The following is a 19,690-nucleotide window of genomic DNA, read 5'->3' as shown; positions in this document are numbered from 1 at the left end:
AGGAGCAGCCTTCGGCGGCTCCTGCACGGAGATTACTGGGGATACCAGACCAGTCGCTCCGCCGCCGGGTTGCTTTCTTCAACCGCAAACCCGAGCGCGAGGTAATGCCGTCGCGCATGGGGATTGCTGGTCCAGACCACCGTCGCCACCGGGCAGCGAATCTGCTGCGCGGCTTTCTGCACGCCTTGCAGCACCGCCCGCCCAAAACCCTGGCCACGCGCCTGCGGAATGAACGCCAGGTACAACACGCGAATCTCGTTGGCGCCGAAATCAGTACTCAACGCGCCAATCGCCGTGCCGAGTTTTTCTACCACGTAGTGCATGGCGTTGGGGTAGTTGTCGCCCATGCCCTGCTCCTGCACCTGAAACTGCTGCGCGACCAGTTGCTGCACCTGTTCCTGCTCGCCGTCGACCCATTGCAGGTCCGGCCGCGCCGTCTGATACAGGCCCTGCAAAAACGGCGCGTCGGTTGCCCGCGAAGGTCGCACCACCAATCCGTCTGCCGCCACTGCTGCGTTGTCCGCCATCGTGCTCTCCGTTAGAAACCGCTTTCCCTGACCCCCAGCGCCGCCATTCGGCGCCATGCCACACCGAGCAACGATTCGCCGCTACCCTGCAAAATCACGACACCGCGCAACGGTTGCGGCGGTGTCGGCGCGGTATCGAGCACGCTGAGCCGCGCGCCGTATTGCGCCTGCACCGGTTCGGCCCGCTGCTGTTGATCGCGGCGCACGGCAATCGGCCCGTGGTGATCGGAGGTCAGCGCCTCCTGATCGACGTAGGCCACGCCATTGGTGTCGATTTCATTCAATTGCACGGCGAGCGCCGGGTGCATCGGGTCATCGGCGATGAAGCGGCCACTGGCACCGGGCTTGACTCGCCACAATTCGGCTTCGGCGAGATAACCGCGCAGGCGCGCGCCGTCTTCGACGACCCGTGCCAGTGCATCCTTGCTCGACAGCCAGCGCCCGACCGTCATGTTCGGCAGCAGATCACGCACGTTGCCGGCCTGCGGTGCGCGCAGCAGCAAGCGTTCGCGTTGCGCCGTCAGCCCGCGGTATTCGGCGACCGCTTCGGCCAATCGCTGCTCGACAATGCCAGCGTCGGCGGCGGTTTCGCTGCGACTGGCCTGACGACGCATCAACAGCTGCTGGATCTGGATTTCCCGGCGCACGATCGCCAGCCGCGATTCTAGATCCGGTGACTCCAGTTCGATCAGCACATCGCCCTGCGCGACTTTCTGCCCGTCCGTCACCTTCACCGCTTTGACCCGCGCCGCCGTCGGCGCGTGCAGGGCACTGGCGCGCCCGGCCTCGAGCATGGTCGGCAACTCCACCGAACTGCGCCACGGCACGATCAGCACCAGCAACAATCCGAGCAGCGCCAACCCACTGAGCAGCACGCGCGGGCCGTGCGCTTGTTCACGGCGGCTCCACCACTGGCGCCACTCACGCATGATCGGCAGAAAAATGAACCACACCAGTTCCACCAGCATCAGGAAGATCCCCAACACCTTGAAAAACAGGTGATAGACCGCCAGTGCGATCCCGAAAAACAACGCCGCACGCCACAACCATGAGCCATACCCCCAGATCAGCAAACGCCGTTGCATCTTCGGCGACCACGGCTCCGGCGCCGGGGCGCCATAACCGAACAAAAACTCGCGCAGGCGCCAACGGCACAGGGCAAATGCGCGCCCCTGCAAGTTGTCGACTTCCCAGAAATCACTGATCAGAAAATAACCATCAAAACGCATGAACGGATTGAGGTTGACCACCAGCGTGGTGATCCACGTGGCGCTGGCGAGCATGAACGCCGCTGTGCGCCCCGGTCCATCCGGCAGCAACGACCATGCGAGGAGCGCAATACACGCCAACAGCAATTCCGCGAGCACACCGCCGGCACCGATCAGCAATCGCGCACGGCGATCATTGACCCGCCAGGCGTCGCTGACATCGGTGTAGAACATCGGCAGCAAGACCATGAACGCCACGCCCATGCTCTGCACTCGACACCCGGCGCGCTTGGCCATGAACGCATGGCCGAATTCGTGACAGAGCTTGGCAAAGAACAACGCCACGCCAAACGCCAATGCGCCGCCGAGGCTGAACAGGTGTGGAAACGTGCCGATAAAACGCTGCCAGTCGCGCGCCACCAGAAACACACCCAACGCCAGCGTCGCCGGGAAACCGTAACGCAGCAGGCGCGGGCCGAAGCGCGCAAGCCACGGCCACGCGCGATTGAGAAACGCGTCCGGGCGCCACAGCGGAATACGGAAAAACAGATATTGATGCAGGAGGATTTGCCACAGGCTTTGCTTCTGTGCCAAGGCCTTGAGGCGGTAGCTGGCGCGCTGTTGATCGTCGAGCGCACTGATCAAATCGTGTCCGCGCAAGAACTCCAGCAACTGCTCAAGCTCGGTGCCGGCCAACGGTAAACCCGGCTCGCGATTGGCCGCGCGCAAGACTTGCTCGGCGTCGCCCAACGACCAATGGCGCAACAAGCGCATCGCCGCCGTGCCCAGTTTGAAATAACGCCCGCGCACCGGATCGGCGAGGGTCCAGCGCGGCGAACCGTCCAAGGCCGGCGCCGCGGGCGACAGTTGCAGGTCGGCACGCAGGCTCGGCAGATTCATCTACAGACCCACACTCTGGCGCAAACCGGCCAGTGGCCGGCGCAGCAAGTACAGCGCCAGCGGCGCGCGGTCGCCGAAGATTTTCGCCGTGCCGCGCAGGCCGATGCGCGGCGGTGCCTCGGTAAAATTGGCGTCGAGCCGATAGGCCAGTTGCCCGCCCGCCGTCGGCTGCGCCTCGTACGCCGAGCGTTCCAGTGTGGCGAGATGGCGCTTCAGCGGATCGCTGTCGAGAAACAACGCCACTTCGGCACCAGGCTCCAACGAGATCGCGTCGCCCACCGCCAGTTCGATACGTAGTTCAGCCTGATTGGGGTCGGCAATTTCCATCAGGCGTTCGCCGGTCTGCACCGGTTTGCCGGTCAAGCGCTCGGCGTCGGCGAACACCGCGATGCCATCACGTTCGGCACGCACTTCGCTGCGCTTGAGCAGCTCACGGGCGTAGTCACGTTCGGCGCGCTTCTGCTCAACCCGAGCGGCGAGCAAGTCGACTTTTGCGCTCGACTCGGCATCGGCAAACGAGCGCTGGGAATTGGATTTCAGTTCAGCTTCGGCCACACCCAGCGCACGCTCAGCGACGTCGGCCTGCGCCTTGAGCGTGGTGCTTTCGAAACGCACCAGCACATCGCCGTTTTTTACCGTTTGATTGGGTTTGACCAGAAACCCGGCGATTACTCCGTCCAGCGGCGCCGCCACCACGCGGCCACCCAGCGGTACCACTTCGGCCGGGGCCAGCACCGATTGACGCACCGGAAGCAACAGCCCGAGCAACAGCACCGCGAGCAACGCCACCTGACGCTTGCGGGTCCAGCGCAGCCGCCACGGTTTGCGCGGTTGCAGCGCCAGCCAGGCGTGGCTGTAGGTGTCACCGAGTTGCGACAGCAAGACTTGTTCGGAAGGATTCCACGGCACATCGCGCGCCAGCCACAAGCCGCCGAACACCTGCGCGTCGCGATCCACCAGCGGTAACCAGAACACCTGCGCAGCGGACAGACTGCGCCAGTCGGCCTGGATCGATTCGCTGAGCAGTTCCGGCGCGATCACCCGCGCTTGCTTCAGCACATCCTGCTTGAACAACTGCGCCACGGCCTGCTCGACGAACGCCACGAACGGCGCATTCGGCTCGACCGCACTGACGCCCGTCACGGCTTGTACCTTGCCGGCGATCAATAACGCGGCATGGCGAAAGCCAAACAACGACTGGCCGTCATTGACCAGGCTGTAGGCCAGTTGCGCGGCATCGCGGGCAGCGCGAGTCTGCCGTTCAAGGTCGAGAAACCGCGCGAACACCTGTTCAGCGCCGCCGCTCACCGGCGCGTTCACTTCAGCTCCGGGAAACGCGCGGTGCCGCTCATGCCGGCGAGCAAACCTTTGGCTTCGGGAAGTGTTGCGACCAGCAACAGGGTCTGACTGCCCTCATCGATTCGCGCGCCGAGGCGTTTGACCGTGGCGTCGATGGCCTGGCCGGTTTCATCGGGAACGAAGCTGAAGGTCTGGCCGGGCTTGAGTCTGGCCATCCAGCGCGACGGCACCAGCAAATGAATCTCGAGGGTACGGTTATCGACGACATCGAGCAGCGGTGCACCGGCCGGCACGCTTTCATAGCGCTGCACCTTGCGCTCGACCACTTGCCCGTCGAACGGCGCGACGACGCTGCAGCGCTTGACCTGCACTTGATACACCTGGGATTGCGCCTGGGTTTCGCTGACCTTGGCCTCGGCCCGCGCCACTTCGAAACGCCCGACAGAGTTGAGTGCAGCCAACTGTTTGTTGTGCGCCAGCTCTTCACCGGCACCCCGGCTGGCCGCTTGTGCGGCATTCAGCTGTGCTTGATAAGCAGAGCAATCGAACTTCGCCAGCGTATCGCCCTTCTTGAACGACTCGCCCTCGCTGAACGGCAGTTCGACAATCCGCCCGGAAAGCTCACTGGCCAGCGTCGCCTGATCGCGCGCCCGCAACACCCCCCGCGCCTCACTGCTCGCGGTGGCCGCCGCCGTCCCCGGATTATCCAGCAGCGGATCGTCTGGCCCGGGCGTTTGCGCCTGAACTGCACACGTAACTAAGGTCAATCCGATAACCCAACCGCGAAAACGCTGCATAACCGCTACTCCCTGACGGATGTGCGGAGTCTACGACAGCGGGGGTTAGCGTCAAGCGAAAGGCCATCACTCTTCGGAAATGTAATGTTTCAAAAGAGAAAGCCGCTCAATGACCGTTTAAGAGATGTAGGCAAATTCCGGCGTCCTACACGAGTTGGGGATACTGCTGATTGCTCACTGCGAAAATGGCGATAGACAGGCTACCTATGCAAATAGGCGCGGAGCGAATTTACCTCTCTCTGCAACAACCTCTAATACACAAGCCCTTAAATGGCTTGACCATGGCGGATACCAGCAACCAAAACTGACAAGCCGGTGCTGGAGCTAAACCAGCGAAGTGAGCGTGCAATTATTTGGTGGTTGACCTGCATGACGCGCTCAATCTAGGATTGCCTTACTCAACCCCGTACGTAGCGATTCAGTTCGCTGGCAGTTGGGGTGAAGAAACCGGCCTAGGCCGGTTTTTTCGTTTCTGAGGAATAATTTGTGCGTACTGCTTTCTTTGTTGATGGCTACAACTTGTTCTATGGGCTGCTCGCGGGCACCCCCTATAAATGGCTCAATCTCGAAGGTTTGCTGATTCATGTCGCACACATCGAAAACCCGCAGAACGCCGTTGTCTCGATTGACTATTTCACCTCATCAATAAAACCAGAACTCGCGACGCTGGGCCGAATTTCAAAAGAGGCCCAAGACACTTACATAAGGGCACTGCGCACGACCAATGTCAGAGTGCATTTTGGTCGGCATCATCTTGAGCAGGCTAAAGCGCCTCGATTCATCGACAAAAACACCAAGGCCTCACGTCAGGACAAGGTCGACATCTGGAAGCTTGAAGAAAAGGAAACCGACGTTCATATCGCGATCAGCATGTATCGCACTGCCTGCCAGCAGGCAATGTTCGCAACGCAAGATCGCGTCGAACAACTCGTACTGGTTTCGAGTGACACTGATATCACCCCCGCATTGAGAGCAATACGTGCGGACTTTCCTCACCTAACCATCGGCGTCATTCTTCCTCACAGGGCAGGTTTGAATCGGCCCACCCCGGGCTCTCTGAAAGATCACTCTCACTGGCTGCGCCGCGTGATCACAGAGGAAGAATTGCTCATTAATCAGTTTCCAGGCCGAGTAGCCACGCACAAAAAACCAGCGTTCAAACCGGATTATTGGTAGGTACTTCTGCCGGATACACCGACTCCCATCCCCCACCCAACGCCTTGTACAAACCCACCATCGCCAACGAAACACCGGTCGAACTCTCAACCCACTGCTCCTGCGTCGCCAGCAGCGCGCTTTGCACGGTGAGGACGTTGACGAAATCGACCACGCCTTCGACGTATTGCTGTTGCGCGGTGCGCAGGGCGATCTGGTTCTGGCGGACGGCTTCGGCGAGGCTGTCGCGGCGGCGCTGGCTGGCGTTGTAGGCGGTCAGTTGATCGTCGATTTCGTGCCATGCGCGCAGTACGGTTTGCTGGTAGGCGACGGCCGCTTCCTGCTGCTGGGCTTCGCGCAGTTGCAGCATGCCGCGCAGGCGTCCGCCGTCGAACAGCGGCAGGCTGAATTGCGGGCCGATGCCGAACGCGCGTGAGCCCCACGAGCCAAAGTCGCTGAGTTGCATGGCTTGCGAGCCGAGGTTGCCGGACAAGGTGATACGCGGATAGAAATCACCCTTGGCCACGCCGATATTGGCGGTGGCCGCATGCAGACGCGCTTCGGCCTGGCGGATATCCGGTCGGCGTTCGGCCAGTTGCGACGGCAGACCGATGGCGACTTGCAGCGGCGACTGCGGCACGGCTGCGTCTGTGGATAACTCCTTGGCCAATGCCTGTGGCGGTTCGCCCATCAACAGGCTGATCGCATTGATCAGTTGCGATTGGCGCTGTTCCAGCGCGGGCAGGCGCGACTCGATCGCGGCGACTTGCGCGGCGGCTTCGGCGACGTCGAGATCAGTCGCCACGCCGTCGGCCAGGCGCAGTTGCGAAAGTTTCAGGCTATGCCGGGCGACGTCGAGGTTCTGCTCGGTGACGGCACGGGTGTTCTGCACACCGCGTAGCTGGATGTAGTTTTGCGCCGTATCGGCGAGCACGGCGAGCAGCACACCGCGACGGTCGTTTTCGGCGACTTCGAGGTTGGCGTCGGCGGCTTCGGTTTCGCGGCGCACGCGACCCCAGAAATCCAGTTCCCACGAGGCGGAAAAACCGGCGTCCCACAGGTTGAAGGCAGAATCACCGTTGTGCCCGGACGGATCGTTCAGGCCCTCGCCGCTGTTGCGTTTGCGCGCATAACTGCCCGTGGCGGCGGTGTTCGGATAACGATCAGCGGTGATCACCTGGCGAGCGGCGCGGCTTTGTTGCAGACGGCTGCTGGCCAGTTGCAGGTCGAGGTTGCTCTGCACCGCACGTTGAGTGAGCGCGGAGAGTTGCGGGTCGTGGAAGACTTCCCACCAGCGTTCGTTCAGGGGTTCGCTGATGGCTTGGCTGGGGGCGGATTTGGCAGGTTTGGCCCAGTCGGCGATTTGTGTGGCTTCGGGTTTCTGGAAATCAGGGCCTACGGTGCAGGCGCTGAGGCTTACTGCAAGCAAGATACTTAAAGTGAGTGGCTGCCACTGGCCTCTTCGCGAGCAAGCTCGCTCCCACAGGGGGGCTGCGGTGTTGCCGAGGTCCAATGTGGGAGCGAGCCTGCTCGCGAAGGCGTCTGTTCGATCAACACGGCTCATCGCTGAGTCACCTCACGCACCGACGTCGCCGAGCTTCTGGTATCAATGCTCGCCTCCACCGACATGCCCACCCGCAACCGTTCGGCCAACGGCTGCCCCGGTTCCAGCATGATCTTCACCGGAATCCGCTGCACCACCTTGGTGAAGTTACCGGTGGCGTTGTCCGGTTTCACCGCCGCAAAGGTCACGCCCGTCGCCGGGGCGATACTCTCGACACGACCGGTCAGCGCTTCACCACCCAGGCTGTCGACGCGTACTTGCACCTCTTGCCCTGGCTGCACGTCAGTCAGTTGCGTCTCCTGAAAGTTCGCCACGACATATGCCTGCTTCAAAGGAACCACCGCCAGCAGCTTGCTGCCCGGCGTCACATAGGCACCAACACGCACCGCACGCTCGCCGATCATGCCGTCCTGCGGTGCAGTGATACGCGTGTAAGAGAGTTCAAAACTGGCGATTTCCAGCGCCGCTTGTGCGTGCTTCAAACTGCCTTCGGCGGCATCCCGCTGAGCCGTGAGAATGTCGACCTGCTTGCGCTCTGCCGCCAGTTTCGCCGTGGCGGTGTCGAGATGCGCCGTGGCTTGATCGATGCGAGTACGCGCCTGTTGCGCGTTCTGCACCGTACCGGCACCAACGCCGGCCAAATGGTTGTAGCGATTCAACTCCTGCTGGGCGAAAGCCATTTCAGCTTTGGCCGACACCACCGAGGCCTGCGCCTGGGCGATCACCGAAGTCTGGCGTTCCAGCGTCGCTTTGGCGTTCTGCAATTGCGCCCGCGCGACCAGGGTCTGCGCGTCCGCCGCTTCGGCCGACGCGCGCAAATCGCGATCATCGATCAGCGCCAGCAATTGCCCGGCCTTCACTTGCTGGTTGTCTTCCACCAGCACTTCTTTGATGAAGCCGGCCACACGCGGCACCACCAGGGTGTAGTCGGCAGAGACAAAGGCGTCGTTGGTGTTTTGCTGGGTGCGTTTGCCAAACACGCCGGGCAGCGCCAGATACACCAGCACGCCGACGGCCAGCGCGGCGGCTATGGCCACCGCGAGTTTTTGCTTTGCTTGAGTCGTCATAAAAACCTTCATTGTTCAGTGCAGCAATCAGGTCGACGCGCGGGGCGGAAAGATCCGCGTCGGCAGCCAGAAAATCAGCAGGATCAACGCCACCGCGACGCCGGCCATGCACACATAGAGATCGGAAGAAGTCAGCACCACGGCTTGTTCGTGCAGGCGATGGGCAAGGCCCGGATCGCTGCGATCGGCAAGCGGCGAATTGCCGAGGCTGTCGACCAACATGGTCGAGTGGAAATGCAGACGCGCCGTAGTCAGCGCCTCAAGCACCCCGGTGGCGACCACCGCCGCCAGACCTTTCACGGTGTTGAACCACGCCGAGGCAAACGGACCGTCCGTTGGCTGGATGCTGCCGGTCGAGAGCATCAACAGCGGCAGCACCGACATCGGCTGGCCGAAGATCTGCAGCCATTGCAGAACGTAGAAGTTGTCGCGAATCCATTCTGAAGTCAGCAGCGATCCGCCCAGGCAGGACAGCGTCAACATGCTCAAACCCATGCCAAGCACCCAGCGGCAATCGACCCAGCGCAGGTTGCACAACGCTGCCACCAACGGCAGCGCAATCAGTTGCGGCAATGCGGCGATCAGCATGATCGGTGCGGTCTGCGCCGGGCGATAACCCTGCACCTGCGCCAGATAACTCGACGGAATCAACACCACCGCCTGCAGAACTATCAGCACACCGGCCAAGGTCATCAAGGCGAACGACAGGTTACGAATACCGAGCATCTGCAATTTGAAAAACGGGATCGGCTGCGACCACTCGTTGATCAGGAACGCCACCAGCAGCAGCGAACCGGCGCCGAGCAATCCACAGATCAGGCTCGACTCGAACCAGTCCAGCCGATTGCCCTGCAGCAAACCGATCACCAACATGCAGATCGCCGGAAAGCCCAGCAGCAGGCCTTTCCAGTTGAACGATTTGAGGCGCTCCAGGCGCAGCGGGTCCTGCGGAATACCCCACGCGACCATCGCCATGGCGATCAGGCACGGCACGATGATTTGCCAGAACGTCCACTGCCAGCCGACGTATTCGGTCCACAAACCGGCCAGCGGCGTGCCGAGACCCGGGCCGAATGTCGCCGTCAGTGCGTAGCCGGCCAGACCGTAAAGCTTGATGTTCGCCGGCAAAAAGCGCAGGGCGACGGTCATCAGCATCGGCGGTAACGCACCGCCGGCCAGACCTTGCAGGATGCGCATCAGCAGCAGACTTTCGTAATTCGGCGCGAACGGGCACAGCACACCCAGCAAGGTGAACAGGCCAATGGCGCAGAGAGTGAAGCGGCGCAACGAGAAGGTCACCGAACACCACGGCGCGAAGGCCATGGCCGCGACCGAGGTGGCGGTGTAGCTGGCGACCAGCCAGGTGCCTTCGTCGTAACCGATGTGCAACCCGCCACGGATGTCGGCCAGGGCTACCTTGGTGACCATCTCGTTGAGACCCGACACCAGCACCGCCAGCAGCACGCCGACCAGGCCAATGATGATCCGCGCCCCGAACACCGGTGGCGTCGCCGCCTTCGCCGGGCTGGCCGCAGCGATGGGCATCGCGGCCGTCAGGGATGTCATGAGTACACACTCCGGAGGGAAAAATACCGGAGCATCTTAGTCGGGCTTGGCAATGACGAAAATTGACTTATTGGCAGGTTATAAGTGCGCCAGACGCAACAATTAACCCCTGTAGGAGTGAGCCTGCTCGCGATAGCGTTGGGTCAGCCAATGTATGTGTTGACTGACACACCGCTATCGCGAGCAGGCTCACTCCTACAAGGGTTTTGTGTGGGTTCGCAGGTTAAGGCTGGGCAGCCAGCCACGTTTCGTCGCAGCAAGCCTTGAGCGTTTCCCGCAGCCAGCGATGCGCCGGATCCTTGTCGAAACGCGGGTGCCAGGCCTGGGTCAGCATCAGCGTCGGCAACGGGATAGGCAGGTCGAATGAGCGCAGTTTCAAACCCAGCCGGCGCACGCTGAGCAGCGCTTCTTTGGGCACCGGCAAGATCAGATCGGAATCCGGCAAGGCAAACATCGCCGCATGGAAACTCGGCGCGATCACCGCCACGCGCCGCTCCAGGCCTAGCGCATTCAGCGCCGTATCGATCGGGCCGCGCGCGATACCACGGCGCGACATGCTGATATGGGAAAACCCGGCGTAGCGCTCGGCGGTGATTTCACCGTCGAGCAGTGGATGATCTTCACGCACCAAGCCGACAAAATGCGTCGAGAACAGGTTCTGCACTTTGACTTCCGGGGTCACCGGCCGGGTGTTGCTGACGCTCAGATCAATACGTCCCTCGCGCAGTGCCTCATCGTCGCCATCGCCTTCCGGGACGAAACGCAATTCGCAGTGCGGCGCCAATTGATCGAGGGTGTCGAACAGCTTGCCGCCGTAAACACCGATGAAAAAGTCATTGGCGCGGATGTTGAAACGACGGCGTAACGTGCCCAGTTCCACGGTGTCGGCGGAACGGAACAACAGCGCGGCCTGCTCGACCACATCGCGCACCTGTTCGCGCAACTCCAGCGCCTTGGGGGTTGGCACTAGGCCACGACCGGCGCGCACAAGGATCGGGTCACCGATGGCTTCGCGGATCCGCGTCAGGGTACGGCTCATGGCGGCCGGGCTGAGATTCATCCGCCGCGCCGCGCCGACCACACTGCCCTCGTCGAGCAAGGCGTCGAGGGCGACCAGAAGGTTCATGTCCGGAAGTTGCATGCTGAGCACTCTTGGCCGATCAGGATTGATCTGGGCGCAATGCTAGCAAACATCTTTCAGAGTAGGCGTTGATCTTACTGACGCCTTCGCGAGCAAGCTCGCTCCCACATTTGGAATGCATTCTCCTGTGGGAGCGAGCTTGCTCGCGAAGGGGGCAGACGCAACGCCACAGAGTTACCGCTGCATCCCCCACCGCTTAACGGTCACCCGCTCCAGCGTATCGAACACCAGGTTCTCCACTAGCAACCCGATCAGGATCACCACCGCCAACCCGGCAAACACCTTGTCGGTGTACAGCTCATTACGATTCTGAAAAATGTACCAACCCAGACCGCCCTTGCCACTGGTCGCGCCAAACACCAATTCCGCCGCGATCAACGTGCGCCAGGCAAACGCCCAGCCAATCTTCAACCCGGCCAGAATCGACGGCAGCGCTGCCGGAATCAGGATGAACAGCACCAGTCGCAAGCCCTTCAAACCATAATTGCGCCCGGCCATGCGCAAGGTTTCCGAGACACCGAGAAACCCGGCATAGGTATTCAGCGCCAGCGCCCACAACACCGAATGCACCAGGACGAAAATCAGGCTGTTCTGCCCCAGACCAAACCACAGCAGCGCCAGTGGCAACAGGGCAATCGCCGGTAGCGGGTTGAACATCGAGGTCATCGTGCTCAGCAGATCACGGCCCAACTGCGTCGACACCGCCAGCGTGGTCAGGGCAAAAGCGAGGACGATACCGATCAGATAACCCTTGATCAGCACCACCAGCGATATCCACACTTTGGCCAATAACTCACCACTGAGCAGCCCGTCGAACAACGCATGGCTGGTCTGCAGGAAACTCGGCAGCATCAGGTCGTTGTTCTGAATCCGCGCGACCACTTCCCACAGCACCGCCAGCACAATCAGGATCAGGCTTTTACGCAGCCAGCCCTGTTGCCACAGTCGCGTGCCGAGCGACAGCTCTCGCTCAACCGGCACCTGCGTCAACGGTTCCAGCACAATTTCGAACTCTTCACGCACAGATGATGAATGGCTCATCGGGTAGTCCTCCTGGCCGCTCAATAAGCGATGCGAATGTCGTTGAAGTCGTGGTCACGCTCGGTTTCCGGCGGCTGACCTTCGTCGAACAGCAGCCGATGAATGCGCCGCGCCGACTCCTGAAACGCCACGCCACCCGAGCTGTGCAAGTCATATTGATGGCTGTGCACTTCGGCGCGCACTCGCCCAGGATGCGGTGACAGCAACAGAATGCGATTGCCCACCACCAACGCCTCTTCAATCGAATGGGTGACGAACAACAGGGTGAAACGCACCTCTTCCCAGAGCAGCAGCAATTCTTCCTGCATCTTGCGGCGGGTTAGTGCATCGAGCGCGGCAAACGGTTCGTCCATCAAGAGGATCTTCGGCTGCATCGCCAACGCCCGGGCAATTGCCACCCGTGCTTTCATGCCGCCGGACAAGGTGTGTGGATAAGCATCGGCAAACGCCGCCAGACCGACCTTTTCCAGATAGTGCAGCGCACGTTCTTCGGCTTCTTTTTTCTTCAGCGTGCGCGATGCGAGCAGCGGAAACATCACGTTCTGTTTGACAGTTTTCCACGGTGGCAGTTGGTCGAACTCCTGAAACACCACGATCCGGTCCGGCCCCGGCGCGTCGATGCGCTGGCCTTGCAGACGGATCTCGCCTTCGCACGGTTGAATAAACCCGGCGACCGCTTTGAGCAACGTCGATTTGCCGCAACCGGACGGGCCGAGCAGCACGTAACGATCGGCCGGGTCGATTTCAAAACTGACCTGATGGGTGGCGCGCACTACGCGTTGCGGCGTGCGGTATTCGAGACTGACGTGATCGACCGCCAGCAACGCGTCGCTGCGGGCGATCAGGTTGCTGGCCGCGTGGCCTGGCAAGGGAGCGTTCATGGTTTGATCAATCTCCGGCGAATCAGAAAGGCGCGTCGCCCTGAATGGTCGTGCGATACAGCTTGCGGCGCAGGTGCGCGGGGCAGCCGGCGGCGAGATGGATCAGCGAACGGTTGTCCCAGAACACCAGATCGTGGGGCTGCCACTGATGGCGGTAGATGTTTTGCGGCAGCACGCTGTGGGCGTAGAGCTCGGTCAGCAGCTGCTGGCTCTCGTCTTCGGGCAGGCCGACGATGCGCGTGGTGAACCCTTCGCTGACGAACAGCGCCTTGCGACCGTTCTCCGGATGCGTGCGCACCACCGGGTGCACCACTTCCGCGACCTGAGCCAGTTGCTCCGGGGTCAGGGTCGGGCGCCAGTTGCCTTCGAATTTGGTTTCGCTATAGCGGGCGGTGTAGGAATGCGCGGCCGAACGACCTTCAACAGCTTTGCGCAAGGCCTCGGGCAAGCTGTCCCAGGCTTTGTGCATGTCGGCGAACAACGTATCGCCGCCCTCGGAAGGCAGCTCTTGCGCATGCAGCATCGAGCCGAGACTTGGCAGCTCTTTATAGGAAAGGTCGGAGTGCCAGAACTTGCCAGCATCACCGAGGCCGATGTTCTGGCCGTTTTCGATGATGTTGGAAACGATGAGGATTTCCGGGTGGTTGGCCAGCAGGAACTGCTTGAGCACGTGGATCTGCAACACGCCGAAGCGGCGGCTGAAGTCGATCTGTTGCTGTGGGGTGATTTGCTGGTCGCGAAATACCACGACGTGGTGATCCAGGTGCGCGCGATGAATGCGCGCAAAGTCCTGATCATTGATCGGCCGGGTGAGGTCGAGGCCAATGATCTCTGCGCCGACGGCACCGCTGAAAGGGCGGATTTCGAAGGCTTGCGGCGCGGCGGTCGCGGCGCTTGGGGAAGCAGTAGCTGCGGACATCTTTCCATCTCCCACGCACGGCACGCTCACGGGCGCGCTCGTCGATCAGACACTCACGCTGGATTGCGTGTTGGTTCAGGTCGTGCGGCGCGCCGATTGGTCGGCAGGTACGCAGGGGGATGACTTTATAGCTATAAGAATTGGAAATTAAATACCGTTATTGAATAACGATATGGCGGAATGGACTGGATGGTGAGTGACGGTTTTTGTCACTTCCTGACAGATGCAGCGATCCGACTGACGCCTTCGCGAGCAAGCTCGCTCCCACAGTTGATCTTCAGTGGACACAAATTCTGTGTTCAAAAGAAATCCAAATGTGGGAGCGAGCCTGCTCCGGGCGGCGAACCGACGAAGAGGCCGGTGGCAGCGCTGAAGATCTAACGCTCGTGCAACGCCTCTGCCCGCGCACGAATGATCGGCTTGAGCAGATAACTCAACACCGACTTCTTGCCGGTAATGATGTCCACCGACGCCACCATCCCCGGAATGATCAGCAACGGCTTTTCATCGGTACCCAAGTGGCTGCGCTCGGTGCGCACCTTGATGATGTAGTAAGTGGTTTTCTTGTCTTCGTCGGTGATGGTGTCAGCGCCGATCTGCTCAAGCTTGGCTTTCAGCCCGCCGTAAATGGTGTAGTCGTACGCGGTGAATTTCACGATCGCTTCCTGCCCCGGGTGCAAGAACGCGATGTCTTGCGGACGAATCTTGGCTTCGACCAGCAAGGTATCGTCCAGCGGGACGATTTCGACCATGTCGCTGCCCGGTTGGATCACGCCGCCGATGGTGTTGACCAGCAATTTGTTGACGATGCCGCGCACTGGCGATGTCACCAGCGTACGGCTGACGCGGTCTTCCAGGGCCTTGCCGGTCGCGCTGGCCTTGTTCAGGTCGGTGCGCGCCTCATTGAGTTGGGTCAGCGCTTCGCTGCGGAATTTGCCGCGCGTCTCGTCGATCTTGCGCTGCACTTCCTTGATCGCCGATTCGGCACGCGGGATGGCCAGCGTCGTTGCATCCAGCTGACCACGGGTTTCCACCTCGGCACGCTTCAGACGTAGCACTTCCACCGGGGACACCGCGCCCTGCGCCACCAGCGGCTCGGACATGTTGATTTCCTGACGCTGCAAGCCGAGTTGCTGACGATACTGCGCTTGCTTGGAGGCGAATTCGCGCAGCTCTTGCTGACGCTGAATCAACTGCTCCTGCAAACCGCCAATCTCGTCGTGCAGTTGCTGACGACGGCTGATGTACAGCGACTCTTCGCTTTTCGCCTGACCCGGCACGGCTTTGAGCACGTCATCGGGGAAATTCAGCGGACGGTCATCCACTTCGGCGCTGAGGCGTTCTACGCGCAGCAGCATCGACAGGCGATCGGCTTCGGTTTCGCCGACGTTGGAAGCAAATCGTGTGTCGTCGAGGCGAATCAGTGGTGCACCGGCTTCGACGATCTGGCCTTCCTTGACGAACAGCTCGGAGATGATCCCGCCTTCGAGGTTCTGGATTTTCTGGATCTTCGACGACGGAATCGCCTTGCCGTCGCCCTTGGTCACTTCGTCGATCACGGCGAAGTTGGCCCACAGCAGCAGGAAGATAAAGAAGCCGATGATCGCCCAGATGGTCAGACGCACGACGCGCGGGGCGTCTTCGATCAGCGCTTTGTTGACCTCTGGGAGGGGCTGGCCCTGCAGTGATGCCGAGCCTTTGAAGTAGCGACGGATCGAATCCTTGAAACCCGACTTAAGCAACACTGATCTGCCCCTTCTTCAACGCTTCCATCACGGCGGCTTTCGGGCCATCGGCGAGAATCTGTCCACGGTCAACCACCAGCAGGCGATCGACCAGCGACAGCAGCGACGCCCGGTGCGTCACCAGCACCACGGTCTTGTTTTCTATGACTGCCGCGAGGCGTTGCTTGAGTCGTTCTTCACCAGTGTTGTCCATGGCGCTGGTCGGCTCGTCCATTAACAGGATCGGTGGATTGAGCAACAGCGCCCGGGCCAGTGCAACGTTCTGCCGTTGACCGCCGGAGAGGTTCTGCCCGCGCTCGCCGACTTGCAGCTCGTAACCTTGCGGATGCAGACGGGCGAATTCGTGTACGCCAGCCAGTTCGGCAGCTTGCAGGACAAGCTCGTCTTCGACATAACGCGCGCCGGAGACGAGGTTGTCACGCAGAGTGCCGGCCAACAGTTGGATGTCTTGCGGCACGTAACCGATGTTGTAGCGCAGTTCGCTGACATCGATCTGGCGAATATCCACACCGTCGACCAACAAGGCGCCGTCATCCGGTTGATAGAGGCCGACCAGCAGTTTTGCCAGGGAGCTTTTGCCCGAGCCGCTGCGGCCGATGATGCCAATTTTCTCGCCGGGACGAATCACCAGATTGATGTTTTTCAGCGCCGGGTTCTGTTGTTCCGGGTAGGTGAAGCTGAGCTGGCGGCACTCGATCGCGCCTTGCAGCACCTTGCGGCTCAGCGGGCGCTCTTCGAAATTGCGCTCTTGCGGCAGCTCCATCATCTGGTCGACCGAGGTCATGGTCACTCGCGCCTGCTGGTAACGCGTCAATAGACCCGACAGCGAGGCCAACGGGCTGAGGGCGCGGCCGCTAAGCATGTAGCAGGCAATCAGACCGCCCATGCTCAAGTTGCCGGCGATGATCTGGTAGACGCCGAAAACGATCATGATCACCCCGGCCAGTTGCTGGATCAGCAGGGTGATGTTCATCGCCAGACCGGAGAGCATTTTCACTCGCAACTCGAGGCGGCTGAGGGTGCCGATGGTCTGTTCCCACTGGTACTGGCGCTCGCTCTCGGCGTTGTTGACCTTCACCGCGTCGAGGCCGGCGAGGGTTTCGATCAGGCTAGACTGGCGCTCGGCACCGAGGGCCATGGTGCGCTCCATGGTCGCCACCAGCGGTTTCTGCAACGCGTAGCCGATCAGCAAGGCAATCGGGAAGGCCAACACCGGAATCCACACCAGGTGCCCGCCGAGAATGGCGATGACAATAAAGATGAGGATGGTGAACGGCAGGTCGATCAGGCTGGTCAGGGTCAGCGAGGCGAGGAAGTCGCGCAGGCTCTGAAACTCATGGATGTTCTGCGCAAAACTGCCGACCCGCGCCGGGCGGTATTTCATCGCCATGCCAACAATGCGCTCGAACAGCGTCGCGGAGATGATCAGGTCGGTTTTCTTCCCGGCCAGGTCCAGGCACAGGCTGCGCAGGCTTTTGAGGACCAGGTCGAAGATATAGGCGCCGGTGATACCCAGCGCCAGCACCCACAGGGTCGCTTCGGCCTGGTTCGGCACCACGCGGTCGTAGACGTTCATCACGAACAGCGGCGCGGCCATGGCGATGATGTTGATCAGGAAGCTCGCGGCGATGGCATCGGCGTACAGCCAGCGCGAGCGCTTGAGGGTGTCGCGGAACCACGAGCGGGCACGTGGAATCAGCGTGCCGTGGTTGACGTCGAATTTGTGTTGCGGCTGAGCGAAGAAGACTTTACCGGTGTAATCGTCGGCGAGCAGTTCGCGGCTGACGATGGACTCGCCGCCGTCGGTTTCGCTGAGCAGGACTCGTGCTTCATTGTCACCTTGCCAACCGAGCAGGACGGCGCTGCGGCCATCCTTGAGCAGCAGCAAGGCCGGCATGGCGATCGCCGGAATTTCTTCCAGTTTGCGCTGCAACACCCGCCCTTGCAGGCCGGCGCGAGCCGCCGCGCGGGGCAGCAACTCGACACTCAGGCGTTGTTTGGGCAGCGGCAGGCCGGTGGTCAGCATCGCCGCGCTGGCGGGTTTCTGATGGAGCATGCAAAGGGCGAGCAGGCCATCCAGTAACGGATCGTCGTGCAACGCGCGTGGATCATGACTGAGTTGAACTCGACTGACTTCTGATTCCACGCTCGACACTCTTTGACAGTTGAAAAGGGATAACTCAATTCATCCCAGGCAGCTGGACCTTGGGCTTCACGTCGTTCTGCACAACGGATGCCAACGGTGCGACCACTCCCTGGCTTCTGAGCAACTCGCCCATGGTCGCCTTGATTCGGTACTGAGTAAATAACTGAATGTTTTTGATTTCCGCCAGACGCCGCGAAGCGGTGAACAACTCGTTTTCGCTGTCGAGCAAATCGAGCAGGGTCCGTTCGCCGAGGCTGAACTGACGCTGGTAGGCGGTGCGCACCGAGGTGCTGTGATCGACGTATTGCTGCGCGATCGGCACCTGCGCGTTGGCGTTGTTCAGGGCGTTCCAGGCCAGACCGAGTTCTTCGTTCAACTGGCGCAAAGCGTTGTTGCGGATGTCCAGCGCCTGGTTCGACAGGTACGACTTGGACTCCAGATCGGCCTTGTTGCTGCCACCGGAATACAGGTTGAAGCGCATGCGCAGCATGGCTTGCCACTCGTTGTTGTGACCGTTCTGGCCGTCGAGATCGTTGTCGGCGGTGCGGCCCAGTTCGGCGTCGAAACGCGGGTAGAAGGTCGATTTGGCGGTTTCGTACTGCTTCTCGGCAGCGGCGATGTCTGATTCGGCCGAACGCAGGATCGGGCTGTTTTCCAGCATCTGCTGGCGCGCTTCGTTGAGGTTGGCCGGCATCATTGCCATGAACGGCGCCGGCCGCTCGAGTTGATCGGGCATCTGGCCGACGGCGCTGAGGAAGTTGGTTTCCGAGTCGGCCAGATTGGTCTGCTCGGTGATCAGGTTGTTGCGGGCCTGGGCCATCCGCGCTTCGGCCTGATCGAGGTCGGCACCGCTGCCGACGCCGCGCTGGGTGCGCAGCTGGATCTGGTCGTAGATGCGCTGGTGGCTCTTGAGGTTGTCCTCGGCCAAACGCACGAACTCACGACGGGTCAACACGTCCAGGTAAACCTGGGCGACGGTCAGCGCGGTACGCTCGGAAGTACCGAGCAGCGAGTAAGCGCGGGAGTTGACGGTGGCTTGTTGACGGCCGACTTCGCTGGACGTCGCAAACCCGTCAAAGACCATTTGCGAGAGACGTAAACTTGACTCGCTACGGTTCAGGGTTTCGTAGTGGTTACCGGAATTGGCGCGGGTGGTGACGCTGTCGGTACCCTCACGGCCATAACCGCCGAGCAGATCGACCTTCGGCAGGTATCCACCTTTTGCCGCTCTTAATTGATAATCCGCCGCCAAACGACTGTTGACCCCTGCCTGGATTTCCGGATGGACATCCAGTGCCTGCTGCATGGCTTCTGGTAAGGATTGTGCTTGTACAAAAGAGGCGGCGAGGGCGAAGGGTACGGCGAAAAGCAGGGGCGAACGCATGATAGGAATTTCCCAGAACTTCTTGTCTTGAATCACAGCAAAACGTGGCGCTGCGTCGGATGATGGCAACCAGATTGACCGTATGTCGGAAAGTTCAAAACAGGAACTGGATCACACGCTGAAGGACAGGTCGCCGCGGAAATATCAATGTGACATTAGTGGGGCGATTGTTTAGGATGGCACCCAGAAGGTCAATAGTTTGGCATAAAGTTAATAGCGAAAGAATATAGCCAAATTATTGACGAACATGTGCGTCAAACTTGTTTCGCAAATTTTTAAAGTACGTCCAGACTGAATCGGCGCCCATGCCATCAGGTCCATGGAAGTCAACTGAACGTGACACCCCGGAG

15 protein-coding genes are annotated in these 19,690 nt (G+C 60.9%); 1 reads left to right on the top strand and 14 read right to left on the bottom strand.

Annotated elements, in window-relative coordinates:
- Window positions 1-32: 32 nt before the first annotated feature.
- Genes CLU80_RS14310 through CLU80_RS14295 form a run of 4 tightly spaced genes read right to left on the bottom strand, consistent with a single transcriptional unit; the run spans window position 33 to window position 4,731 of the window.
- Entirely contained in the window at window positions 33-527 is a 495-nt protein-coding gene (locus tag CLU80_RS14310; RefSeq protein WP_099757664.1) for a GNAT family N-acetyltransferase, read from the bottom strand.
- An 11-nt stretch (window positions 528-538) separates the two neighbouring features.
- Window positions 539-2,635 (bottom strand): site-2 protease family protein, encoded by a 2,097-nt coding sequence (locus CLU80_RS14305; protein ID WP_099757663.1) that lies wholly within the window; start codon window positions 2,633-2,635, stop codon window positions 539-541.
- The gene (locus CLU80_RS14300) at window positions 2,636-3,955 is read right to left on the bottom strand and encodes an efflux RND transporter periplasmic adaptor subunit (protein ID WP_099757662.1); all 1,320 of its coding nucleotides are present in this window, start codon (window positions 3,953-3,955) and stop codon (window positions 2,636-2,638) included.
- Window positions 3,952-4,731, bottom strand: a complete 780-nt coding sequence (locus CLU80_RS14295) for an efflux RND transporter periplasmic adaptor subunit (RefSeq protein ID WP_099757661.1) — start codon at window positions 4,729-4,731, stop codon at window positions 3,952-3,954. Before CLU80_RS14295 ends, CLU80_RS14300 begins: the two co-directional genes overlap by 4 nt.
- A 486-nt stretch (window positions 4,732-5,217) precedes the next feature.
- Between CLU80_RS14295 and CLU80_RS14290 the strand changes: the two genes are divergently transcribed.
- Window positions 5,218-5,907 carry an NYN domain-containing protein gene (locus CLU80_RS14290; RefSeq protein ID WP_016985563.1) on the top strand — a complete coding sequence of 230 codons (690 nt, stop codon included), beginning with the start codon at window positions 5,218-5,220 and terminating at the stop codon, window positions 5,905-5,907.
- Here CLU80_RS14290 and CLU80_RS14285 read toward each other — a convergent pair.
- From CLU80_RS14285 to CLU80_RS14235, 10 genes are all read right to left on the bottom strand, one after another.
- Window positions 5,888-7,450: an efflux transporter outer membrane subunit gene (locus CLU80_RS14285; protein WP_286079739.1), complete on the bottom strand. Its 1,563-nt coding sequence runs from the start codon at window positions 7,448-7,450 to the stop codon at window positions 5,888-5,890. The genes CLU80_RS14290 and CLU80_RS14285 overlap by 20 nt on opposite strands.
- Window positions 7,447-8,517 (bottom strand): HlyD family secretion protein, encoded by a 1,071-nt coding sequence (locus CLU80_RS14280; RefSeq protein WP_093440215.1) that lies wholly within the window; start codon window positions 8,515-8,517, stop codon window positions 7,447-7,449. The genes CLU80_RS14285 and CLU80_RS14280 overlap by 4 nt, the downstream gene beginning before the upstream one ends.
- 27 nt (window positions 8,518-8,544) lie before the next feature.
- Complete coding sequence (locus CLU80_RS14275; protein WP_093440212.1) at window positions 8,545-10,083, bottom strand: MFS transporter; 1,539 nt, start codon at window positions 10,081-10,083, stop codon at window positions 8,545-8,547.
- A gap of 223 nt (window positions 10,084-10,306) precedes the next feature.
- A complete protein-coding gene (locus CLU80_RS14265) occupies window positions 10,307-11,224 on the bottom strand; it encodes a LysR family transcriptional regulator (RefSeq protein ID WP_099757660.1) in 918 nt (305 codons plus the stop codon).
- A gap of 174 nt (window positions 11,225-11,398) precedes the next feature.
- Complete coding sequence (locus tag CLU80_RS14260) at window positions 11,399-12,265, bottom strand: ABC transporter permease (protein WP_099757659.1); 867 nt, start codon at window positions 12,263-12,265, stop codon at window positions 11,399-11,401.
- Between the two features lie 20 nt (window positions 12,266-12,285).
- On the bottom strand, window positions 12,286-13,146 hold the full coding sequence (locus tag CLU80_RS14255; protein WP_099757658.1) for an ABC transporter ATP-binding protein: 861 nt from the start codon (window positions 13,144-13,146) through the stop codon (window positions 12,286-12,288).
- 22 nt (window positions 13,147-13,168) lie between these two features.
- Window positions 13,169-14,065 (bottom strand): TauD/TfdA dioxygenase family protein, encoded by an 897-nt coding sequence (locus CLU80_RS14250; RefSeq protein ID WP_099757657.1) that lies wholly within the window; start codon window positions 14,063-14,065, stop codon window positions 13,169-13,171.
- 377 nt (window positions 14,066-14,442) lie between these two features.
- Window positions 14,443-15,810, bottom strand: a complete 1,368-nt coding sequence (locus tag CLU80_RS14245) for an HlyD family type I secretion periplasmic adaptor subunit (RefSeq protein WP_093440190.1) — start codon at window positions 15,808-15,810, stop codon at window positions 14,443-14,445.
- Entirely contained in the window at window positions 15,800-17,956 is a 2,157-nt protein-coding gene (locus CLU80_RS14240; protein WP_099757656.1) for a type I secretion system permease/ATPase, read from the bottom strand. Before CLU80_RS14240 ends, CLU80_RS14245 begins: the two co-directional genes overlap by 11 nt.
- A 34-nt stretch (window positions 17,957-17,990) precedes the next feature.
- Window positions 17,991-19,340 (bottom strand): TolC family outer membrane protein, encoded by a 1,350-nt coding sequence (locus CLU80_RS14235; RefSeq protein WP_016985554.1) that lies wholly within the window; start codon window positions 19,338-19,340, stop codon window positions 17,991-17,993.
- Window positions 19,341-19,690 lie beyond the last annotated feature (350 nt).

Source organism: Pseudomonas sp. 29 (genome assembly GCF_002754355.1).
Taxonomy (GTDB): Bacteria; Pseudomonadota; Gammaproteobacteria; order Pseudomonadales; family Pseudomonadaceae; genus Aquipseudomonas; species Aquipseudomonas neuropathica.
The sequence above is the reverse complement of the archived record's forward strand: the minus strand, read 5'-3'. Positions and strand labels throughout refer to the sequence as shown.